Genomic DNA, 21,151 nt, shown 5'->3' on the forward strand with positions numbered 1-21,151 from the left:
GCTACGCAGAGATCCATTGTGCATCGTATAATTCCCTATCACTACTTACCATCTTTAACCAGTAGTGACCGCGTAGCGTACCCATGTGATGGAATAGTTTCACATAATATAAAAATATTGTTAGAAATCGTGTCGAAAAATATTTTTTTGACACCCCACCAACGGGTCAAACCGTTGATAAATCAACATTTATAGAGGGAGGAAAAATGATATGGAGGCAATATTGCATCAGGAGAACAGATAGATCCTTAATGGTCTTTAGGCGTACCAGCTTCTAGGCTTTTTAACATACTTGTATTTATAAAGAACTTTATTTATTCTTATCTGTGATTTAATGAATGGGGCAATCTCATTTGCCCAATCTGTATCCTCGCCTAAGCTGATATCTTTAAATTTATGTTGTAAAGCAAGTTTCTTTGAAAAACACATGAGGTGGTTTGGTTTACGGTAGAAAAACTGTGTGTCATGACTATGACTATATTCCTTTCCATACTTACAAATTCTGTTAAACACATTATTACTGTATACCGCAACATCAAAAACAATACAATCAACCCCGGGGTTACGTTGAATACATGAGTAAATTTCGCTTATATAATCATGTTCCAATTCATCATCATCATCCACAAAAACTACATATTCCCCCTGGGCCTGCTCAATTAAAGCATTTCTTTTGGCACCTGTTGTTCTTTTTTTATTTTCCAGCATTACTAAAATCTCCACAGGTTTTCCATTAGTTTGATTTACTAAATTAGTATATACTCTTTGAAGATATCTAAATCTCTCTGGCACAGAAGGAATCAAAATCGATAAAAGCACCATTATCTCACCACTCCTACTTATCCCTAGTTATTTTATATTTCATTCTATTAATAGGAAAATAATGTCTTGAACAGTTAAAAGGCTGTTCAAACTGTATTAATTCTGTTCTATTCTTAAATTTTGAAGGGTTCCATTTTGCATTAAATTTCATTTGATTTTCACTAAAAATTTGGTTGTAGTTTTCTTCATTTTTATTAAAAGTTTGATGCCCTACGTGATGAATAAACACATCATTAGCTCTCCAAAGTTTCTTTCCAAATATTTGGGTTCTAATACAGAAGTCGTCATCTTCAAATGTTCCAGGAAAAAACCTTTCATCTAATCCCCCTATTTGATAGGTCAGATTTTTATGAAACATCATACAGAAGCCGCTTAATGTTCCTTCCATTGCCCCGGTATGATAATTTACTCTGGAAAAGTTTGCTGCGAACTCCTCCATTTCTGTCATACTTTTATAGTTAACACTTCCAACATTCTGATTTCCCCCTACATTTGTGGATCGTGGACCTACAATTCCAATTCCTTCATCAATCTTCAACCAGTATAGCAATCCTGATAACCATCCTTTAGTCACTACCGTATCATTATTAAGTAAAACAATATAATTTCCTTTAGCGTTTGCTATTCCTTGATTACACGCTTTTGCAAATCCGCTATTTTCCTTATTTTGAATAACAATTGATTTCGGTACACCTTTTAAAAACTCTAATGTTCCATCAGATGAACCATTATCTATAAATAGAATTTCAAAATTTAAATCGGTATGTTTGAAAATACTATCGACACATTGTTTGGTTATGGATTTCGCATTCCTAGTTACAATAATAATCGAAATAAAATCTACTTTCCCCTTAACTCCCACAAACAAGATGCCTCCTCATATTTTTAAAAATTTTTATGAATGTAACTACCATGTTTATACGTGATTCTGTAATAATTATGGTTTCTCATCCAAGCGTCAACTCTCTTTTCAAATAGTTCACCACCATAAGCTGGATATCTCTCTGAAGCTGGATTTCTCTCATTATATATACGGTCTCTGAAATCTGTTGTTCTAATTAAATAACATTGATCAGAAAAACCAAATCCTATAAAAAATCTTTCTTCCTCGTACAGCGACTCATTTTTTGCCTCAGCATATTTTTTATTCCATACCGGATTAGCTACTTTAATATTATGATCACACTCCATTCGTGAAATAGCATGATTTACCCAGTCAAAGGAAGTTTCTAAAATGGAATCACTGGAAAAGTGAAGTAAATACTCCGTTGAACATAAATAAATCGCTACTAATTCGGAAATTGAATAATAATACCCTCCCTTAAAACCCTTTCTGTCAATATTAAAAAATTTTAGGGCTTCATCTGCAAATTCATCTACCACAACATATGATGTTAGAATCCCTGATTCTACAAACTTTTCAGCATGGGCGCACACTTCTTTTATATTACTAACATTATTTATAAAAAGTTTTTTTTCATTAAAATCATGGTTATTTTGCTCAATCATTCTTTTTAATCTGTTTGTCTTTAATAAATATTCCCAATCCTTTTCATAACACTTAGTTTCAAAGGTAACACGATCTGCCATAGAATGATCTCCCCTTCTCCATAAATGGATAAAAGTAGATTTTATTCCAATCCAGGTTAATCATTTATATTTTCCTATATATTCCTTATTTTCTAATACCTATATTTTTGATTCAATAACGGCAGCTGCCCCGGCCACCGCTAAAATTAAGAAAATAGGAAAGGTTACTGGAAAATAAAAATAAATTAGAACAACAACAATAGAACACCATAAACCGCAGCACCAGTAGCAACTTAATATAGAACCAATAAAATGGCGGATACCCGTTCCTCTTATTTCAATATTTTGTACAAGTTCACCCAAAGCGTCTTTTTCATTTGAAGTCGTTACAAAAGGCTTCCTAATAATTGATGTGATGTCATCAAATACAATTAAATGGGTAAAACGGAATGAGGCTAATATAATTATTATCAAGTCTATCCAAGTTACATGAAACATTAAACTCCACTCCCCAACAGATTCAAGATACATAATCGGGGTCATTATATGTTTATTTTCTTGCCCATGTTACAGCATTTCCTTCTAGAAATTATGTTTTTACTATTCTAAATCTAATTTTTGGAGCCTATTTTTCCATAAGGAGTTACACTTAGTTTATTTTTCCATATTATATTAATGCAAAGTTAAGACTACTTTGAAAGGGAGATTTAAATGAACGAAAAGAATATTAGACCTATTCGGGGAAAACAAGTTTCACCTTCTGCCCCGCCACTGCATCCTAACCCAATTAGACCTGAATGTATTCGTGTAACAAAAGTTTATGACTGGGTTGTCCTAACGAATCGTGATCGGAATAAGGTTCCAATTCCTGAGGCATGCTTTGCAGAAATCGAAGCCTGCCGTCTTGCGGGAAATACTGTAACAGCTACCTGCGAAGAAGTACCAGACACCCGGACTTGCGATGTCGTCGGAGCTAGACCTGCCAATATCCCAGGGGTTACAGGTGCGAAAATTGTTACACTATCATTTTTAGTTAATATACGGATTCAATTCTTGTGTAATGGCACTCCTCTGCCAGGCTGCGATTTTGTTGTTCCTGTAAGTTTTATGGATGATGTTATCCTCTGCTACCCTGACGGAACGGTTATCAACTGTAACATTTTTGACGTTTCATGCACAGTCGTTTTAAATCAAATGCTTGGTAATATGGTTGTCATTGATGTAGTAATGTGTAAGGACATTCAAGTAGAAGCGGATGTAAAGCTTGAAGTGGAAGCAAAATTCTGTGGGCCGCGTCCAATAGTACCTATTCCTGAGGAAGAAGTAGTGTGCCCGCCAATTACTTTCCCTGAGCAATGTCCTAGCTTCTTCCCTGAAGCAAACTGCCTATGCCAAGGTGCTGCTGACTTTACCGGATTTACAGCAACGGGAGTTTCAGTAACTCAAGATGGTTCCGGTGGCGGAATTGTTCCTGGTCAACTAGATTTTGCAGCCCTCGTTTGTGATCAGTGCGACCGCTCTAATAGCAGCCTTGTGGTGAGATTTATTGAAGAAGCAACAGGTACTGCAACACCTGCACCTGGGAATGAAATTGATCGCAGCTTTACTTTCAGAGCGCTTCAATTCAACCAGCCAACATGCCCAGCCGGCACACTAATGGTAACTGGTACAGGGATTCTGACAATTGATGGTGGTGTCCCAGAAAACGCTGATTTTACTTTAACAATAACTGCAACAACTGCAACACTTACTATTTTGGGTGGATTAGATGTAGTTACTGTTACCCTCTCCCCAGCTACTACTCCTGGAGTTATAACAGAAGTAGGGCCATGCGGTCGATTCTAGATTGTCCCACCAATAACGAGACCATAAAAAACCGGAGGAAGTCAAAACTTCTTCCGGTTTTTTAACCGTAATCTAAAAGGAAAGAGAAATACTATTATTTGCCTTATATTCCAGACCTTGCTCTTGAAAGAAAACAAAACCTTCCACCTTTAGATTTTGTTGATTCTCCTCTTTAACAAGGTTAATACGAAAGTTTTGAAAAGATTCTATTTGACCGGGGAGTATTTCCAACGGTTTTATTGGGCATACCCAGATTTCACCCTTTTCCTCAACCTGTTGAAACCAATCTTCGTACATAAACTTCCACCCTTTTTCACTATTCAAAACTCCAAGTGTTTCAGCCACATTTGGAGGAACAAGTTGACCTGAAAAATTTATGTTTCCCTTTGGAGTCGTTCGAAAACAAATGATGGGATTTCGTAAAACTGATTCTCCTGTATTCTTAATAAAAAGGTTGCCATAAAGTAATATTTTTTCTGTTCTGCTCCCATCGAAAATAACTTGATAATCAAAAAACACTTCAGTATCAAAATTTTTTTTGTTACTTTTCTTATTTAAACTAGATAAATATCCTTTAGCAGTTGTTGGATTTTGAAGAACGGTGGTTTGAGGAATAACTGATTCATTTTTTTCTAATTTATTGTCATCATCCCTCTTTTCAATACTGCTTTTTTGGGTATTGAACAAGGAAAATTTGTGGAATGGAAGACAAGACAATAAAAATAATGGATAATTTGCTTGAAGTCGTGAAAGTATCCCCATTGAAATGATCATTTGGAATTTTTCAGTTACCTTTTTGGACGAAAATGAATGGTTTAATCTAGGCACTTTCATAATGAATTTCATATAAGGATCTGTCTCGGTAGGATTAACATGTGAACTGAATTCAATTTCAGCAGTTTTACATTCCTCCTTTAAAAGGCTGGAACAATTATGATTAAGCATTTTCAAATCATGAAAAACCTCCAGCTTCGGTCGATTGATAACCGGATCTTCTTTCATCTCAATGACGATACGTAAATCCGTTTTACCTATTGCCTGTGATTCTACGTCCCTATAAACAGTAGCCCCACAACTTCTTAGAAAAATTTGAACACCATCAATCACATCTTTGGTTGCTTTCTCAAAAATATGAGGTGGTTCCAATATTTCTTCCATTATTTCAATTGCTTTACCTTTAAGTCCAGGCAGTAAGTAAATTTTCCGATTTTCTTCATCCCAGTTAAATCTTATACCATTTTCCTTTAAAAATAAAAAAATAGCGGGAATGGACTCATATGGCAGCGTTCCAAACTCTTTATTTGCAAATTCAATCTGAACTTCTAACAAAGACATTTCCTCCTTTTTTCATCATCATTTAACCCTCCTTATTAGTCTTAAGTTGCTATTCTTTAAATTAGGCTGTTAATTTGATTTATTTCCGTTTCCATAAATGACCAACTTGCATAATTTATTATTGTAATTTAAAAAAGAAGGGATGAAATAAAATGGATTCTGAGAAGCTGCGTCGAAAATTAAGGGCTAAACTAGGACTCCCCTCCCCCAAACCAGCACAGTCAAAAAAATCCTCCTCAATTTTACAGGTTCAAGCGCCAAAAAAAGGATGCTGCGGAAGGTGATATTAAAATTGGAGTGACAAATGCTCCTTTTTTTATAACGAAAGCAATTCTTAAAGAAATGATTACTCATTGCCAAAATGAACTACCCTTTGAAGGATGCGGACTTCTATCGGGGAAAAATGGTATAGCAACTTCCATTTGGCCAATGGAAAACATCAGTTATAGCCCAAATTCATACTCCATGGATCTTAAACAAATTGAAGAAGTTTTTGATCTTATAAATAAGCAAAATGAAAAACTGGTAGGTATTTATCATTCACACCCTACAGATAGGGCCTACCCTTCCCCAGAAGATATAACCTATAACAATTATCCTGAAATAGCTCATATAATTATTTCATTCGCGCGCTCTTCCACTCAACCGGATGTGAGCTGCTTTTATTTAAGAGGGACCCGAGTAATTCCTTTAAAGGTTGAAAAAATCAAAGAATATAATATATAAATATCTCGCATCAATGTGCGAGATATTTATTTTCTTGGGAAAGGAAATCTAAACTTTACCATTTACATTGTATTTTTTTCAGATACTCAACATGATAATTTATACGTTTAAGTTCTTAAATTTATGACTACAAAAAAATAGTTTTACATTTACTTATGTACTTTCCTATATATATTGCATATATATATGATATGTGCAATAAGGAGGATAGGCCGTAAATAAAAAAGAGACAAACATTACAATCATTTTGATTGGTGAAGGATTATGAAAAGGAAAATGGAGGGGTGTGTCAACATTGTCAAAGCCAAAAAAGAAAAATATAAGTAGCGAATTCAATAAAAACTCGAGAGAAAATTATAATAAACTTACTGATATTCAACTACAGCAATTAGTAATTCACTTAAAATCCGAACTTTCCCTTTATAAAGACAGATTACAGGAATTTGAGGAAGACGACAAAAAAATAAAAAAAAGGGAAATTAAAAGGAAATTAAAAGACCTTGAATATATTTTACAAAAAAAGGAGGAAGAAAATCAGTCTTTATATAATCGAATAAAGGACCTTGAATATGAAATATCATCTTATAAGGACCAAATGCAGCAATCAAAAAACAATTATGAATTAAAAAATCAAAATAGTATTAAAGTTTATAAACAGCTATCAGAACGCCTAGAAGTAATGCAAAAAGAAAACGTTGAATTAAAAACACAAAATAATAAACATATAGAGGCTGAAAAGACGCTAAAAACTTATTATGAAACAATGAAAAAAGATATGGTTAAGTCCCTTGAACAAACAAAAAGAGATATTGAAAAGTTAAGAAGTGAATTGCATTCTTCTGAACAGACCGTAAAAAGTTTAAAGGAAAAAAACGACGATTTTAACATAACAGTTGAAAATCAGAATAAAATGATTAACGATTATTTACAAAAAGAAGAGCTTTATGAAGAGGAATTAAATGACTTATATCAAATTATTAATTCCTTGAAGGAAAAAGAAGAACAGGTGAAGAACGAAATTAACCAACTGAAAAAAAACAATGCGGTTATTAAATCAAAAGAAAAGCTGGAACATCAAAGAATTGTTGAATTAACAAATTTAGTCGATTCCTTGAAGGAACAAGAGAAAACCTTTTTAAAGGATATAAGCAATTTAAAACTAATCATTAAAAAGCATCATTCTAAAGAAAAACAGGATCAGCAGAAGATTAACGAATTGGCTGATTCCTTGAATAAAAAAGAGAAAACCTTTACAAATGAAATAAACAATTTAAAGCAAACTATTAATGAGCTTCATTCCAATGAAAAACAGGATAAACAAAAGATTATGGACTTAACCCAATTAGTTGATTCCTTGAAAGGTAAAGAAGACTCTCTCCTTAAAGAAGTAAGTAACCTAAAACAAACCATTAATGAGTTTCGTTCCAATGAAAAAAAGGATCATCAGAAAATTGCGGACTTAATCCAGTTAGTTGATTCCTTGAAGGAAAATGAAAACTCCTTTGTAAACGAAATAAACAATTTAAAGCAAACCATTAATGAGCTGCATTCTAACGAAAACCAGGATAAACAAAAAATTATGGACTTAACCCAATTAGTTGATTCCTTGAAGGAAAATGAAAACTCCTTTGTAAACAAAATAAACAATTTAAAGCAAACCATTAATGAGCTGCATTCCAACGAAAAACAGGATAAACAAAAAATTATAGACTTAACTCAATTAGTTGATTCCTTGAAAGATAAAGAAAACTCTCTCCTAAACGAAATAAGCAACCTAAAACAAACCATTAATGAGTTTCGTTCCAATGAAAAAAAGGATCATCAGCAAATTGCGGACTTAATCCAATTAGTTGATTCCTTGAAGGAAAATGAAAACTCCTTTGTAAACAAAATAAACAATTTAGAGCAAACCATCAATGAGCTGCATTCCAACGAAAAACAGGATAAACAAAAAATTATGGACTTAACCCAATTAGTTGATTCCTTGAAGGAAAAAGAAAACTCTCTCCAAAACGAAATAGGCAACCTAAAACAAACCATTAATAATCTTCGTTCAGATAGTATACTAGATCATCAGCAAATTGCGGATTTAACTCAATTAGTCAATTCCCTGAAAGATAAAGAAGAAAACCAGGAAAACCTTATTAACGAAATTAATAACTTAAACCTAACAATTAACGAGCTGCGATCCAATGAAAAGGTTGACCAAGAAAAAATCATCAACTTGACCCAATTAATTGATTCCTTGAACGAAAAGGAAAAAATGCTTGTAAACAAAATTGATGAGCTTCGCTCCAATGAACAAAGTGATCAACAAAAGATTACCGAGTTAACCCAATTAGTTAACTCCTTAAAAGATCAAGAACAAGGTCTTAAAAACGAAATTAATAGTCTGAGGCAAACTATAAAAGAACTACAGTTTAAGGAAGTGGATTATCAGAAAGATTTAGGTAGTTTAAATGAATCCATTAACTTTTTGAAGGATAAAGCAGAAACACTTCAAAAAGAAATGGCTAATTTAAAGCACACTATTTCTAATTATATTGAAGAAAATAAAAAGGTAAATGAACAAAAGGCTAAAGGAGAAGCTAAGTTACAAGAAGAAGCAAAATTGACAAACTCCCAAATACAAAATACAAAAGGATATGGAACTCAAAAAAAGGATAGTTCATCACAAATCACAAAGAAGCCTGTTAACCAAATGAAGGATAGTTTAATACAAAACTCAAAAAAGCCTGTAACACAAATGAGGAACTATGTAACACAAAATACGGCTCATAACAAGATAAACCATATCATTCAACAAAATCCCCAGTCCTTTAATCTTTCAGTTAATAATTCCAATATAAATACTTGGAACCAGGCCCAGCCAAGCTCTAATTACAACGAATTATCTAGTATTTATAACCAATTAGATAATAAAAAAAATCAACAATCTAAAAACGATTCATTAAATGCATTTCTACAAAAAAACCCTTTATATAGAGATAAGGATATATCGACCTGCATTGATCCATTCAAGAACTTTCGCAGCAACAAATAAAACAACCTGAGTCGGTACAATAGTAGTTAAAACAGAAATAATTAATTTGATGGGGAATTTCTCATAAGGAGGATCAAATGACTAATAGCCCACAGGTTTCCATTATTTTCCCTGTAAAGAATGAAGGTAACAATGTCAAACTTACACTTAATTCATTATTTTCTATTAAAACAAATTACCCGATAGAGGTTATTGTTGTTAATGACAACTCTGTTGACGGTTGCTGTGACTTTTTATCATCGTATAATAAAGAAGATATTGTGAAACTGGTCCACACAAACGGAATCGGTGCAGCGAATGCTAGGAACCTTGGAGCCAAAACGGCCACAGCAGACTTTCTTATATTTTGCGATGCACATTTAGAGTTTGAAGATTGGTGGGTTGATAATTTATTAGAACCTCTCTTTTCTGGAAAGACTGATGCGGTATGTGCTGCAATTGCTGCAAAGGATGACCCTAAAGCTATTGGCTATGGTCAAACCTTAACTGCAACTCTTCGCACAAAATGGAATCCAAAACGTTTGAATCTATTCGAAACAGCTATCTTACCTGGAGGATGCTTTGCTATTTCTAAAGCCGTTTTTGAGGATGTCGGCGGTTTTGAAACTGGATTTAAAACTTGGGGGTATGAAGATGTAGAGCTTTCCATTAAATTATGGCTTTTTGGTTATCGTTGTCATGTCCAGCCTAAAGTCAGGGTTATTCATTTATTTAGACAATCCCATCCTTATAAAGTCACCTTCGATGATGTAAATTATAATTTTCTAAGAATGGCCTATTCCCATTTCAATACAACTCGTATCAGAAAATGTAAAGAATTGATTTTCAATGAAAAACAAAGAGAACAAATTGAAGCCCAGGTACTTAAAGATGGGGTAACGAGGCAAAGGAAGGTTTACTTTCAAAAACGAAAATATGATGACAATTGGTATTTTAAAAAATTCAATATCCCTTTTTAAGGGCAAACCCTTCACTTTAAAATAGGCCTATTTTAGGAAAGGAGAATAAATGATATTTAATCAAAACAAAGAGAATAAATTGAAACCCGCGACCTCTATTATTATTCTTACTCGAAATTGTCTATCTTTTACGAAGGAATGTATTGCTAGTATTTTTAAATGTACAAGTGAAAATTTTGAATTAATTATAATCGACAATGCTTCTACTGACGGAACTGTCCAATATTTGCGCACTCTTCCTAAGACAACTGTGATTTCGAATAGAATAAACAAAGGATTTTCAGGGGGCTGTAATCAAGGCCTAAAAGCTGCAAATGGAGAAAATATCGTTTTTTTAAACAATGACACTGTTGTTACAAGAGGGTGGCTAACTCGATTATTAAAGTGGATTAATCAAGACGAAACCATTGGAATTGTTGGACCTCGTTCCAATTATATTGTTCCCCAGCAAGCAATAAATCCAGTTCCTTATAAAAGCATAAAGGAAATGCCCTTATTTGCAGCCAAATGGACTAAAAACCATTTTAGACAAGGGTATGAAGCTGACTATTTAAGCGGCCTTTGTATGGCTTTTAAAAAAGAGCTCGTTGATAATATTGGAGGATTAGATGAACGTTTTTTTCCCGGGTACTTTGAAGATACAGATTTTAGTATCAGAGCACGGATAAGCGGAAAAAAATTATGGGTTGCAAACGACGTTTATATTCACCATTATGGCAGCAGCAGTTTTAAGATTAATCGAAGCATGCAAAGGAAGGCAATATTGGAAAGTGAGGAAAAATTTAAGCAAAAGTGGAATATCACTAATTTAAGTGAAATTAATGAAGCTGTAGAACGTGAAAAACCCTTCAGAAAGGAATTTCATTACATTCCTTGCTGAAGGATTTCCTTTGTAATTACAGATATTCATAGAAAAATTCTGCCCCTTCGCCATTACCATTCTGTTGTATAAATAAATTTAGTTTCGTCCTATTTTCAATAGTTGATCGGATTCGGGTTTATCCCTAATTCTACTGTAAAAACCTAAACAATCCGAGCTCACGATTCCATTTACTCAAACGGTTAATACGATTTTCGTCGTATTCAGGAATACATGTGACCGTGGAGAACCTAAATCCTATACCTCTCTGGTTGTTCATCAATATTATTTTAGTTCGTATTACCATTTTCAAAACCTTGTCATCTTTATTAACTTTGTACAATTTTAATAAATTTTACATTGTCCTCCTTACAAAAGATTGATTTTGGGCATAGCCGCACTTTACTCTAAATCTCTGACACCTATTAATACTAAACGGCTTATAATTTTTAGACAAGCCAGTCTCTAGTTTTCCTTCATTTTGAAAACACCCACTTTTGAAGCAAGAGGTAAAATCACTTCAATCGTAGCCCCCCTTACTACTCAAGAATTTTTACACTCCTTTATATTTTCAATGATTTTTTTGAAATCTTCATTCCAATCCTGTACCGTTTTCCCTAACTTTCCAAACATATTTCGGAATACTCTTCGAAATTCCAAGGCCTGTATATATTTCTATCTCAAATTCCGTACCTAACAATGCTTCATAAGTCGCCTTTTCCTCTATATTAAATTACTAAAAATATAAACAAACCTTCTGTTTAGAACATATACTAATATAAAACATTGAGGTGAAATATGGAGTTTTTTGATCAGTTTACAATTAAAGAAGTAGAAATAAGAATTCAAAACAGAATTAATGACATCTTAAAAAACAATGATCAATCGAATTATGAAAAACTTCCTGGTCTCATTGAGGCATTAAAAATAATATTAGATTGTAAAAAAACAGAGAATTAGTTGTTATTAAAGTATTTCGTTTATTAATTTAACTCTGATAAAGCAACAATATAAGGCGACTTCAAAATTAAATATAATTTGCCGTCCTTTCAATCCTGCAAAGATAATCATCAAAGCAATTAGTTTATTTTATTTTGCAAAATCATGGTTTAGTGACAATTTTAAGAACTTATTTTGGGACAGCTGTGCTATTCTCCTTTTAAATATCTAGTTAGTTTGCTGTCTCATACCGTCATTACTTCTATTTCCAGCGTTTTAACTCCAGAGGAAGTCAGTATTATTCTGATATAGTAATTTGCAAGGCCTTAATTAGAAGATAAATTGATTTGGTTTTTAAAATTGTAAATTTAGTAAAGAGTTTATACAGCAAATATTACAGCTTTACTTTATGAACAAAAGTTCTCTCTGCCCATTTAATCTCCATTGCCTTCATTATAGTTATTCGCCCCACTACTTCCATCAAGTAATAGTTTTTACTAACCACGGAAGGTTTAAATGCTTATTTATTTGACTTAATCAAAAAATGTCTTCCTTAAAGTGGGTAATACAAACATTTTTCTAGATATAGCCCTAATTGCTATATTACTATGGTCCGTGGAGTTATCTGGTATATTTAAATTTATAATAAAGAATATTTATAATATGAGAGGTTTTCCAACGTGGAGATGATGTGTAAATTCAGAGTCGTTAGGCATCATCTTCATAATCACACTCTTTTCTAAAGGACTTGAGTCTTAGCATCCTACTAAGTTTTAATAACTATTTTCGGATCATCTTCTGGCACATTAACTATTTTGTTTTCTCTTTACATAAGATAATTCCTTCGCGGATTGCAGCTTTCCCCATATAATACCAATTTAACATTACCCACCACTTCTAACTCTAAACAAACTACAACGTCATATAGCACTGTTCCTTCTACTATTTTCGGTGTGGAACATGACACGTCGACGATACGACAAAATGCGTTCGTTCCTTTCGGATGACAAGCCACAATATCTTGTATAAAATGGATTGGTATTTCAAACTGATAAATCTTTTCCTCCTTACACAACAAAGTCGTCTCTAAATAAGAAAAGGAGGAAATTGTCAATTGTCGAACATTTGATACAGGCAGTTGCCTTTCTCCTACAATAAAACATTGACGTGCATTTTCCTTTTCCTTACATAATACCGTTATCTCCTTATTTTCCTGGAGGCATTTATTAATTAAATGTACCCCTTCTTTAGGTAACTGTAACCAATTCTTTTGATGGTTTGTAACTACCACCCAGTCAAAGACTTTTTCTACAGAAATACACTCGAGTTGGAGCCTTTCCATTTGCCTAACGTTTACTTCAAAGGAACACGTTACAGTATTCCTAGCAGCATCGGTAGCTGAACAAGTAACCTTTGTTGTACCAACAGGAAAGAAGGACCCAGAGGAGGGTGTACATAAAAATGTAGCATCTTGACAGTTGTCTGAAACCGTAGGATTAGGATAATTAACGATAGTGCCAGTTTCACCAGGTTCTACTGTTACTATAACATTATCAGGACATTGGATGGTTGGTGGCTCTGTGTCAATTACCGTAACCGTAAAGGAACATTGAGTTGTATCTCCACTTGAGTTTGTAGCTGTGCATGTCACCAGTGTAGATCCAACAGAAAAAGGTTGTGTCTCAGTGATTGAAACTGATTGTTCGGGAGGTGAAAATGTCCGGGTTCCTCCTGGATTACATGTAATTTCCGTAATGCCGCAGTCATTACTTCCTGCAGTAACCGTAAAAGTCACTGTAGCTGAACATTGGCCAGTGTCATTGTTCACGGTAAAGTCCCCGGGGCAAATAATGTAAGGATTACAAACTGGGAGTGCCTCCTCTAAAAACGGAATATAGTCTATATTCCCGACAATTGAACCCGGCGGTGGGCCGGAGGAGCTTCCCCACCAGTTGTCTACAGCGTTTAAAGCTGGAGTAGAGTTCGAATTGTAAAATAGCTCCCCATCAGGGTTGTTGAAGATATTGTTAAAGTTAACAGTAACACCGGTTGGGAGATTACGCCCTTTTCCAATATGAATGCCATAAGTTGTTCTGCCATCACCTATAACTCCATTATTATGAATGCAATTGTTTGTTATATTAATATTCCTAATATTAAAGTCAAGGAAAAGAGCACCGTTGTCACTTCTGCTTCTGTATATTTCATTTCCTTGTATTGTGGTATTACTTGTATAAAGTGTAATTCCATCTTGATTAACATCATGAACAATATTATTAAGGATGATTCCTCCTGTCGAGCTTACATCTGTTCCGCCACTGTCACCTAGCTTGATACCATCATTTACTTTAACATCATAAACAAGATTCCTTTCAATTGTCATATTGGTGGAATTGTATACATAAATGGCCGCATCTGGAGAATTAATAGCATGAACTTCATTAAAGCTAATTGTACTAGCCGTAGTACCACAGCAAAAATTAATGCCATCCCCAGCTGTGTTGTAAACGTGATTAAAACTAATAATTCCATTTGTTACATTCCGTAGTTGAATCCCCTCGTCCCCACTCGAATCATGAATAATATTATACAGAACTTTCGTTCGAAATTTTATCGGCGCCGAAGCCAAAGAATCAATTAAATCTCCAGTTCCTCTTCTTACTTCTAAACCGTTTATTGTCACATCATTGGCTGCAATTCTAAAGATGACAGATGTTGTAAAAGCCCCATCAACTATAGCCTCTGTTGTCAGATCTCCTGGAGAACGAGTTGTAAAACAATTCGGCCGAGGATCTACATTCGCTTGCGGACCAAGAATAGTGACTGGTTTATTAACGAGGATAGTGGAGATGGTTGGATATATCCCTGGTGCTACATGAACTGTACCACCAGGATCTACAGCATTGATACCATCTTGAATGGTAGAATATTGACTTGGCACAAAAACATCTGAAGGCAAATAATCCCCCCCTTTTTCAAAGCCATAACCAATACTATATTATGGATAAAAATAACTTAAGTGATTGTGTTAATGGGAAAATAATTTAAAATGGGCAAATGCTATCAAAATATTGTAACTTCTTGATCTTCCAACTGATGTTTTGAAAAATTCACCACCATAATCTCCTTGAATTTGTTTTTATTTTTAATTGCTTTTAATTTGATAACTTTCTTTATCCAAACTTGAATATTCTTTTATTCTCTTATCATTTTCATTAAACTTTTTACTTCATTAGCCCTGGTGTCATATAGCAAATTTTTAAAGATTATTGGTATCTTCAAAAACCCCACATAATTCCAGCTTTATTTATATTTTTGGGAGGTTTATAACCTTAACTGGAAACTTTATTCTACACAATCATGGACTTTTCTACATAATCCGAGAACAATTCTACGTACTTCTGCCTTATTTCTACAAAATTTAGAATAAACCGGTACATTAACCTAAACCGGTAAATTTGTCCTACGCAATCACGGGGTTTTTCTTCATTATCTGAGAACAGTTCTGCATACTGCATAATCCCGCTTTATTTCTATAAAATTCGGAATAAATTGGTTTGCAACAAATCAAGAACCACCATTTTACAGCGGATTCTTCTGAGGATCTGCCAGATATTCCCTCAGTGTTTCAACAAATGTCTGTAAGGCCTTAGTTTGATAGGTTGTATGAGTAAGGATGGAGAAATTCCTTTTGAAAGGGAGCCCTTTGGCGTTAAGGATACCAATATAGCCATTGGCAAGCTCTTTTTTAATTGTCCAGCTTGATAATAGACTGATTCCCAAGCCTGCTTCAACGGATTCCTTAATTAACTGCGTACTGCCAAACTCCATTGTTTTTTTCGGTGAAAACCCAAGCATCTGAAATAAATTTTCAGCCGCCTCTCTTGTACCTGATCCTTCCTCCCTGAGAATCCATATTTCATCTTCAAGATCCCGAATCTTGATTTCTTCATTATTACTTAGCAAATGATGATGAGGAGCCGCTACAATGACCATGCGATCCTTAGAAACCACCTCGGAATTAAGAATATCCTTATTATAGAATCCTTCAATAATACCGATATCCAGCTGGTGAGTTTTGACAAGTTCAATAATTTCTTTCGTATTCTGAATCCTGATAGATGGAGTAATAAGCGGATATTGCTCCTGCATTTTAGCAATTATATGCGGCAGGATATATTCACCAAATGTGTAGCTTGCCCCAATGGCAATCGGACCGCTTGCCTTATTTGTCAGATCATCCACCAGAGACTGCATTTTCGTATATAGCGCAATAATTTCTTTAGCATGATGATAGACAATTTCTCCTGCTTTATTCAAGCGGACATATTTATTACTTCTTTCTAAAAGCCGAGTCCCAATAGAATCCTCTATGGTTCTGATATACTGGCTGACAGCCGGCTGTGTCATATGCAGTTCTTCTGCCGCTTTTGAAAAGTTCTCCTTTTCCACTACCTTCACAAATACCTCCAAGTGCTGGTCCATCATTTTCCACCCCTTTTTTTGAATCTTTCCATGTATATAAAATTACTTATTATCCCTATTATATATCATTATTTTCCTTATGCACGCATCCGGAGTATGCTGTAAATAACAAATACAAAATTGACCAACTGAGGTGATCAAAATGGGAAGTCAGAATGCGAGAGTTCTAGCTTCGAATGAACAGAACGGACAACAGCAAAAAAAACCGGAGCAGAAATCCTCCTCCACTGGATTATGGCTTGGCGGTATAGCCTTTACTTTCTTAATTGCAGCGCTTGGTTTTGCCTTGGCAAAAGTACCAGGATTTGACCGAGTCGGCCCCCTTGCAAGCGCTATCGTCATCGCCATTTTTTACAGGCAATTTTTCGGTTATCCAGAAAAAATCCGTGCTGGGATTCAATTTTCAGCCAAAAAGTTATTACGATTCGCTATTATTCTATACGGATTGAAACTAAACATTGATATAATTATCAATCAAGGACTTGGACTGATTGCACGTGATATCTTCGTCATAGCCTTTGCCATACTGTTAACTGTCTGGCTTGCAAAATTACTGAAAGCCGAATCCTCGCTTTCACTAATGGTTGGGGTTGGTACAGGCGTCTGCGGAGCCGCTGCTATTGCCGCCGTTTCACCAATCATAAAAGCGAAAGATGAAGATACTGCGATTGGGGTAGGAATTATTGCTCTAGTTGGTACCATCTTCTCTATTATTTATACGATTCTAAGACCGATTCTTCCTTTATCGGCCATTGAATATGGAATTTGGAGCGGTACCAGCCTTCACGAAATTGCCCATGTGGCTCTAGCCGGTGCCCCTGCCGGCCCCGACGGATTAGCAATTGCTTTACTGGCTAAACTGGGCCGGGTATTACTGCTGATTCCATTATGTTTTATCCTGATGTATTGGATGAAAAGAAAAAGCTCCGGTGAAGCTGGAAATACAAAAATTGAATTTCCATGGTTCCTGATTGGGTTTATTTTAATGAGTTTATTCGGAAGTTATGTTCTTGGTAAATCGATTCCAGTTTCACCAGTGACGATGGACGGGATTTCAACAGCATCCACTTTTATCTTAACATCTGCAATGGTCGGACTTGGGTTGAATGTCAGCTTGAAAGACCTGCGTACAAAGGCATTCCGCCCGTTGATTGCCATGCTGATTACATCTGTAGTGCTTTCTATCATTACATTCTTCCTAGCTTAATAGATTTAGGGCATGGATGCCGCATCCGTGCCCTTTTTTGGCTTTTCTGTAAAATCTAATTACTTGCATAAAACCTGAATATACCTTACAATTATCTGCATAAATATTCAAATACTTTGATTTAAATAAAAGGGAGTCTTCATGATGTTTCAGACAAAATTAGTAGATTCAGAGTTAATTGACTGGACAATCCAGCAGCGCAGACACTTCCACATGCACCCGGAACTGTCAGGACAGGAATTTAAAACAGCCGCATATGTAAAGGAAAAGCTGGCTGAATTTGGGATTCCTGTTGACCCTCGCTTTTCAGAACCGAATGTAGTGGCTTATTTTAAAGGAACGGAAGGAAAAAAGACCATTGCACTTCGAGCTGATATGGACGCCCTTCCCCTTTACGAGGAAGGAGACAAGCCTTATATTTCTACCATCCCTGGTGTAATGCATGGCTGCGGGCACGATGGTCATACTGCTACATTGCTCGGTGCTGCCAAATGGATGAGTTCCAACCCGGATCAAGTAAAAAATAATATTGTCTTCATTTTTCAAAGTTCAGAGGAAGCTTCTCCAAGCGGTGCAAAACAGCTTGTAAAAGAAGGCGTATTAAATGATGTAGATGTCATTTATGGAATTCATTATATGTCCAGCGTTCCTCTTGGAAAAATTGGCTTTGCGAAAGGCTATGCTATGGCCTCAAGCGATGACTTCGATATCACCATTGAAGGCAAAGGCGGGCATGGCGGGTATCCGCATGAAAGTGTGGACCCTATTTACATTGCTTCTCATTTGATACAGGCATTTCAATCAATTATCAGCCGAAATTTAAACCCGCTGCATGCAGGGGTTATCTCTTTTGGCGGAATGCAGGCTGGGAATTCCTATAATGTCATTCCAGATAAAGTGAATTTGCAGGGCACCATCCGCGCGTTAACATTTGAAGGTGCTGAACTGATGAACAAAAAGACTGCGGAGTTAACGGAATCCATTTGTGCTGGCTTTGGCGCTAAAGGACATTATCATTTTATTGAAGGAACTCCGCCATTGTATAACCATCCTGAAGCATGTGAGACAGCAAAGGAAATCATACAGCAAACTTTCGGAGAAGAAGTATTTACCGAACTCGATCCAGTAATGGGGGCTGAAGACTACTCTTTCTACCTAAAAGAAAAGGTTGGCTGCTTTGTAAATGTCGGCATGCAAAGTGAAAAAAGCCAATACCCGCACCACCATCCAAAATTCGATATCGATGAAACCGCCATTCCGGCCGGAATCGAATTGATGCTCCAATTCGCACTGAAAGGCTAATGGACGCTAAGTTATTGGTGATGTCAAGTACCATTGGCAGACAAATCACGAATTTATCCGTTTTAGGTGGACAGTCATAAAAAAGTGACTGTCCTTTTTTAGTGATTGACTTTTCAAAAACATTTTTCCAATATTTAATTTAAAAAATATAGCTTTAGGAATTGAGTGATTTTTTAAAATAACCTATTATAGAATATATTGTCGACTATTTTTCGATTATAATCGCTAATCTTCCACAAAATGGGGATTTTCGTAAGTTGAGGAGGCTCTAAGAATGAAACTGAGCAGTGAGGAAATAGAAATATTAAAAATACTGGAAGAGGATCACAAATTGCCGGCGGCGACAATCGCATCCATGGTCATGAGTGATGAAGAAACCGTCCAAAATACCATTAAAAAATTAGAAGATCAAAAAATCATTATGAGCTACCCTACTTTAATCAACTGGAGTAAAGTAGAAGGACAGTCAAACATTGTTGCCATGATTGAAGTAAAGGTAACACCGAAGCGCGGTGTCGGGTTTGATGAAATTGCAGAAAGAATTGCCCGCTTCCCTGAGGTTTCTTCCCTTTACCTGATGTCAGGTGCTTATGATTTATCGATAACAATTGAAGGCAAAACGATGCAGCAAATTGCCAGATTTGTTTCTGAAAAACTTTCGACGTTCGAACATGTCGTCTCCACCACCACCCATTTCATGTTAAAAAAATATAAACATGATGGGGTTATATTTGAAGGAGGAGACGAAAAAGATCGCAGGATGGTGGTTACACCATGAAAAACGAATACTCATCCTATCTTTCACAAACGGCAAAAGAAATCCAGCCGTCCGGAATTCGTAAATTTTTTGATTTAGCAGCCAGTATGGAGGGGGTCATTTCCCTTGGAGTGGGTGAACCAGACTTCGTCACACCTTGGAATATTCGCGAAGCCACCATTTTATCGCTTGAACAGGGCATAACTTCCTATACAGCTAATCCAGGGTTACTTGAATTAAGACAGGAAATCTGTAAATACTTGAAAAATCGTTTTTCAGTACAATATAATCCTAAAAACCAGGTCATTGTTACCGTTGGAGCAAGTCAAGCTATCGATCTTGCCTTCCGCGCCATTTTAAACCAAGGCGAGGAAGTTCTGATTGTCGAACCTGCCTTTGTCGCATATGGCCCATTGGTTTCATTAGCAGGCGGTAAACCTGTGCCTGTTTCCACTTCACCGGAAAATGGCTTTAAAGTCACACCGGAACAAATTGAAGCAGCGATTACGGAAAAAACAAAGGCGATATTGATTTGCTCACCTAACAACCCAACCGGTACCATGCTGACAAAGGATGAACTGGCCGAACTTGCAAAAGTGATTCAAAAACATGACTTAATTCTGATTTCCGATGAAATCTACGCTGAATTAAGTTATGATGAGACTTTTACCAGCTTTGCAGCCATCGATGGCATGTATGAACGTACGATTTTAATTAACGGTTTTTCTAAAGGCTTTGCAATGACGGGCTGGCGTTTAGGATATCTTGCCGCTCCAGCGGAGTTTGTCTCAGTAATGCTGAAAATTTACCAATATACCACCATGTGTGCACCTCATATGCTTCAGATTGGTGCAATTGAAGCACTGCGGAACACTTTTAACGAAGTAGAAGAAATGCGAAAAAGCTACCAGAGAAGACGGAATTATATCGTACAGTCTTTAAACGAAATCGGTCTGGATTGCCATACACCAGGCGGCGCCTTTTATGTATTCCCATCTATTCGGTCAACAGGCTTAAGCTCAGAGGAATTTGCAGAAGAACTGTTGAAGGCGGAGAAAGTGGCCGTCGTACCTGGCAACGCCTTTGGCGAAAGCGGCGAAGGCTATGTCCGCTGTTCTTACGCTACTTCTATGGCACAACTCCAAGAGGCACTAAAACGGATGCAAAGATTTGTTGAATCCAGGAAAATGGTACTGCAAAAATAAGCATAAAATAATTTTTAAAAAGGGACAGCCGCCTGCACGCGCAGGCATGGGCTGTCCCTTTCCCTTTATAGAAACAAAAACTGGTAACCATCAAACAATCCAGCTTGTTCTTACCGTTTTTCAAAACGATAACATAG

Annotated in this window: 16 protein-coding genes; 9 read left to right on the plus strand and 7 right to left on the minus strand. The window is 35.7% G+C overall.

Annotated elements, in window-relative coordinates; translation table 11 throughout:
* Positions 1–258 precede the first annotated feature (258 nt).
* The 4 genes from M3183_RS10730 to M3183_RS10745 all read right to left on the minus strand — a co-directional run bounded on the left by M3183_RS10730 (position 259) and on the right by M3183_RS10745 (position 2,850).
* Positions 259–822, minus strand: a complete 564-nt coding sequence (locus tag M3183_RS10730) for a glycosyltransferase family A protein (protein ID WP_251469331.1) — start codon at positions 820–822, stop codon at positions 259–261.
* Between the two features lie 13 nt (positions 823–835).
* On the minus strand, positions 836–1,684 hold the full coding sequence (locus M3183_RS10735; RefSeq protein ID WP_251469613.1) for a glycosyltransferase family 2 protein: 849 nt from the start codon (positions 1,682–1,684) through the stop codon (positions 836–838).
* Positions 1,685–1,707: 23 nt separating this feature from the next.
* Positions 1,708–2,412 (minus strand): hypothetical protein, encoded by a 705-nt coding sequence (locus M3183_RS10740; RefSeq protein ID WP_251469333.1) that lies wholly within the window; start codon positions 2,410–2,412, stop codon positions 1,708–1,710.
* A 99-nt stretch (positions 2,413–2,511) separates the two neighbouring features.
* Positions 2,512–2,850: a DUF1360 domain-containing protein gene (locus M3183_RS10745; RefSeq protein WP_251469336.1), complete on the minus strand. Its 339-nt coding sequence runs from the start codon at positions 2,848–2,850 to the stop codon at positions 2,512–2,514.
* Positions 2,851–3,063: 213 nt separating this feature from the next.
* Here M3183_RS10745 and M3183_RS10750 point away from each other — a divergent pair, with 213 nt between their 5' ends.
* Entirely contained in the window at positions 3,064–4,197 is a 1,134-nt protein-coding gene (locus M3183_RS10750; RefSeq protein WP_251469339.1) for a BMQ_0737 family morphogenetic spore coat protein, read from the plus strand.
* 72 nt (positions 4,198–4,269) lie between these two features.
* Here the strand turns inward: M3183_RS10750 and M3183_RS10755 are convergent, their stop codons facing one another.
* Positions 4,270–5,526, minus strand: a complete 1,257-nt coding sequence (locus tag M3183_RS10755; protein ID WP_251469343.1) for a hypothetical protein — start codon at positions 5,524–5,526, stop codon at positions 4,270–4,272.
* Between the two features lie 303 nt (positions 5,527–5,829).
* On the opposite strand from M3183_RS10755, the gene M3183_RS10760 reads away from it, so the two are divergent.
* The 4 genes from M3183_RS10760 (at position 5,830) to M3183_RS10775 (ending at position 11,140) form a co-directional block, all read left to right on the plus strand.
* On the plus strand, positions 5,830–6,258 hold the full coding sequence (locus M3183_RS10760) for a M67 family metallopeptidase (RefSeq protein ID WP_251469345.1): 429 nt from the start codon (positions 5,830–5,832) through the stop codon (positions 6,256–6,258).
* A 295-nt stretch (positions 6,259–6,553) separates the two neighbouring features.
* Positions 6,554–9,301, plus strand: coding sequence for a hypothetical protein (locus M3183_RS10765; protein ID WP_251469348.1), 2,748 nt, complete (start codon positions 6,554–6,556; stop codon positions 9,299–9,301).
* A gap of 77 nt (positions 9,302–9,378) precedes the next feature.
* The gene (locus tag M3183_RS10770) at positions 9,379–10,260 is read left to right on the plus strand and encodes a glycosyltransferase family 2 protein (protein ID WP_251469351.1); all 882 of its coding nucleotides are present in this window, start codon (positions 9,379–9,381) and stop codon (positions 10,258–10,260) included.
* Between the two features lie 49 nt (positions 10,261–10,309).
* On the plus strand, positions 10,310–11,140 hold the full coding sequence (locus M3183_RS10775; protein WP_251469354.1) for a glycosyltransferase family 2 protein: 831 nt from the start codon (positions 10,310–10,312) through the stop codon (positions 11,138–11,140).
* 1,744 nt (positions 11,141–12,884) lie between these two features.
* On the opposite strand, the gene M3183_RS10780 is transcribed toward M3183_RS10775, so the two are convergent.
* Positions 12,885–15,017, minus strand: coding sequence for an HYR domain-containing protein (locus M3183_RS10780; protein WP_251469357.1), 2,133 nt, complete (start codon positions 15,015–15,017; stop codon positions 12,885–12,887).
* Between the two features lie 623 nt (positions 15,018–15,640).
* Complete coding sequence (locus tag M3183_RS10785) at positions 15,641–16,543, minus strand: LysR family transcriptional regulator (protein ID WP_251469616.1); 903 nt, start codon at positions 16,541–16,543, stop codon at positions 15,641–15,643.
* A 142-nt stretch (positions 16,544–16,685) separates the two neighbouring features.
* Here M3183_RS10785 and M3183_RS10790 point away from each other — a divergent pair, with 142 nt between their 5' ends.
* The 4 genes from M3183_RS10790 (at position 16,686) to M3183_RS10805 (ending at position 21,014) form a co-directional block, all read left to right on the plus strand.
* On the plus strand, positions 16,686–17,750 hold the full coding sequence (locus tag M3183_RS10790; protein WP_251469361.1) for a YeiH family protein: 1,065 nt from the start codon (positions 16,686–16,688) through the stop codon (positions 17,748–17,750).
* A gap of 144 nt (positions 17,751–17,894) precedes the next feature.
* Positions 17,895–19,052, plus strand: coding sequence for a M20 metallopeptidase family protein (locus M3183_RS10795; RefSeq protein ID WP_251469364.1), 1,158 nt, complete (start codon positions 17,895–17,897; stop codon positions 19,050–19,052).
* Between the two features lie 274 nt (positions 19,053–19,326).
* Positions 19,327–19,830, plus strand: a complete 504-nt coding sequence (locus M3183_RS10800) for an Lrp/AsnC family transcriptional regulator (protein ID WP_251469367.1) — start codon at positions 19,327–19,329, stop codon at positions 19,828–19,830.
* Entirely contained in the window at positions 19,827–21,014 is a 1,188-nt protein-coding gene (locus tag M3183_RS10805; protein WP_251469371.1) for an aminotransferase, read from the plus strand. Before M3183_RS10800 ends, M3183_RS10805 begins: the two co-directional genes overlap by 4 nt.
* Positions 21,015–21,151 lie beyond the last annotated feature (137 nt).

This window comes from Neobacillus mesonae, from assembly GCF_023715155.1.
In the GTDB taxonomy this organism is placed as follows: Bacteria; Bacillota; Bacilli; order Bacillales; family Cytobacillaceae; genus Neobacillus; species Neobacillus mesonae_A.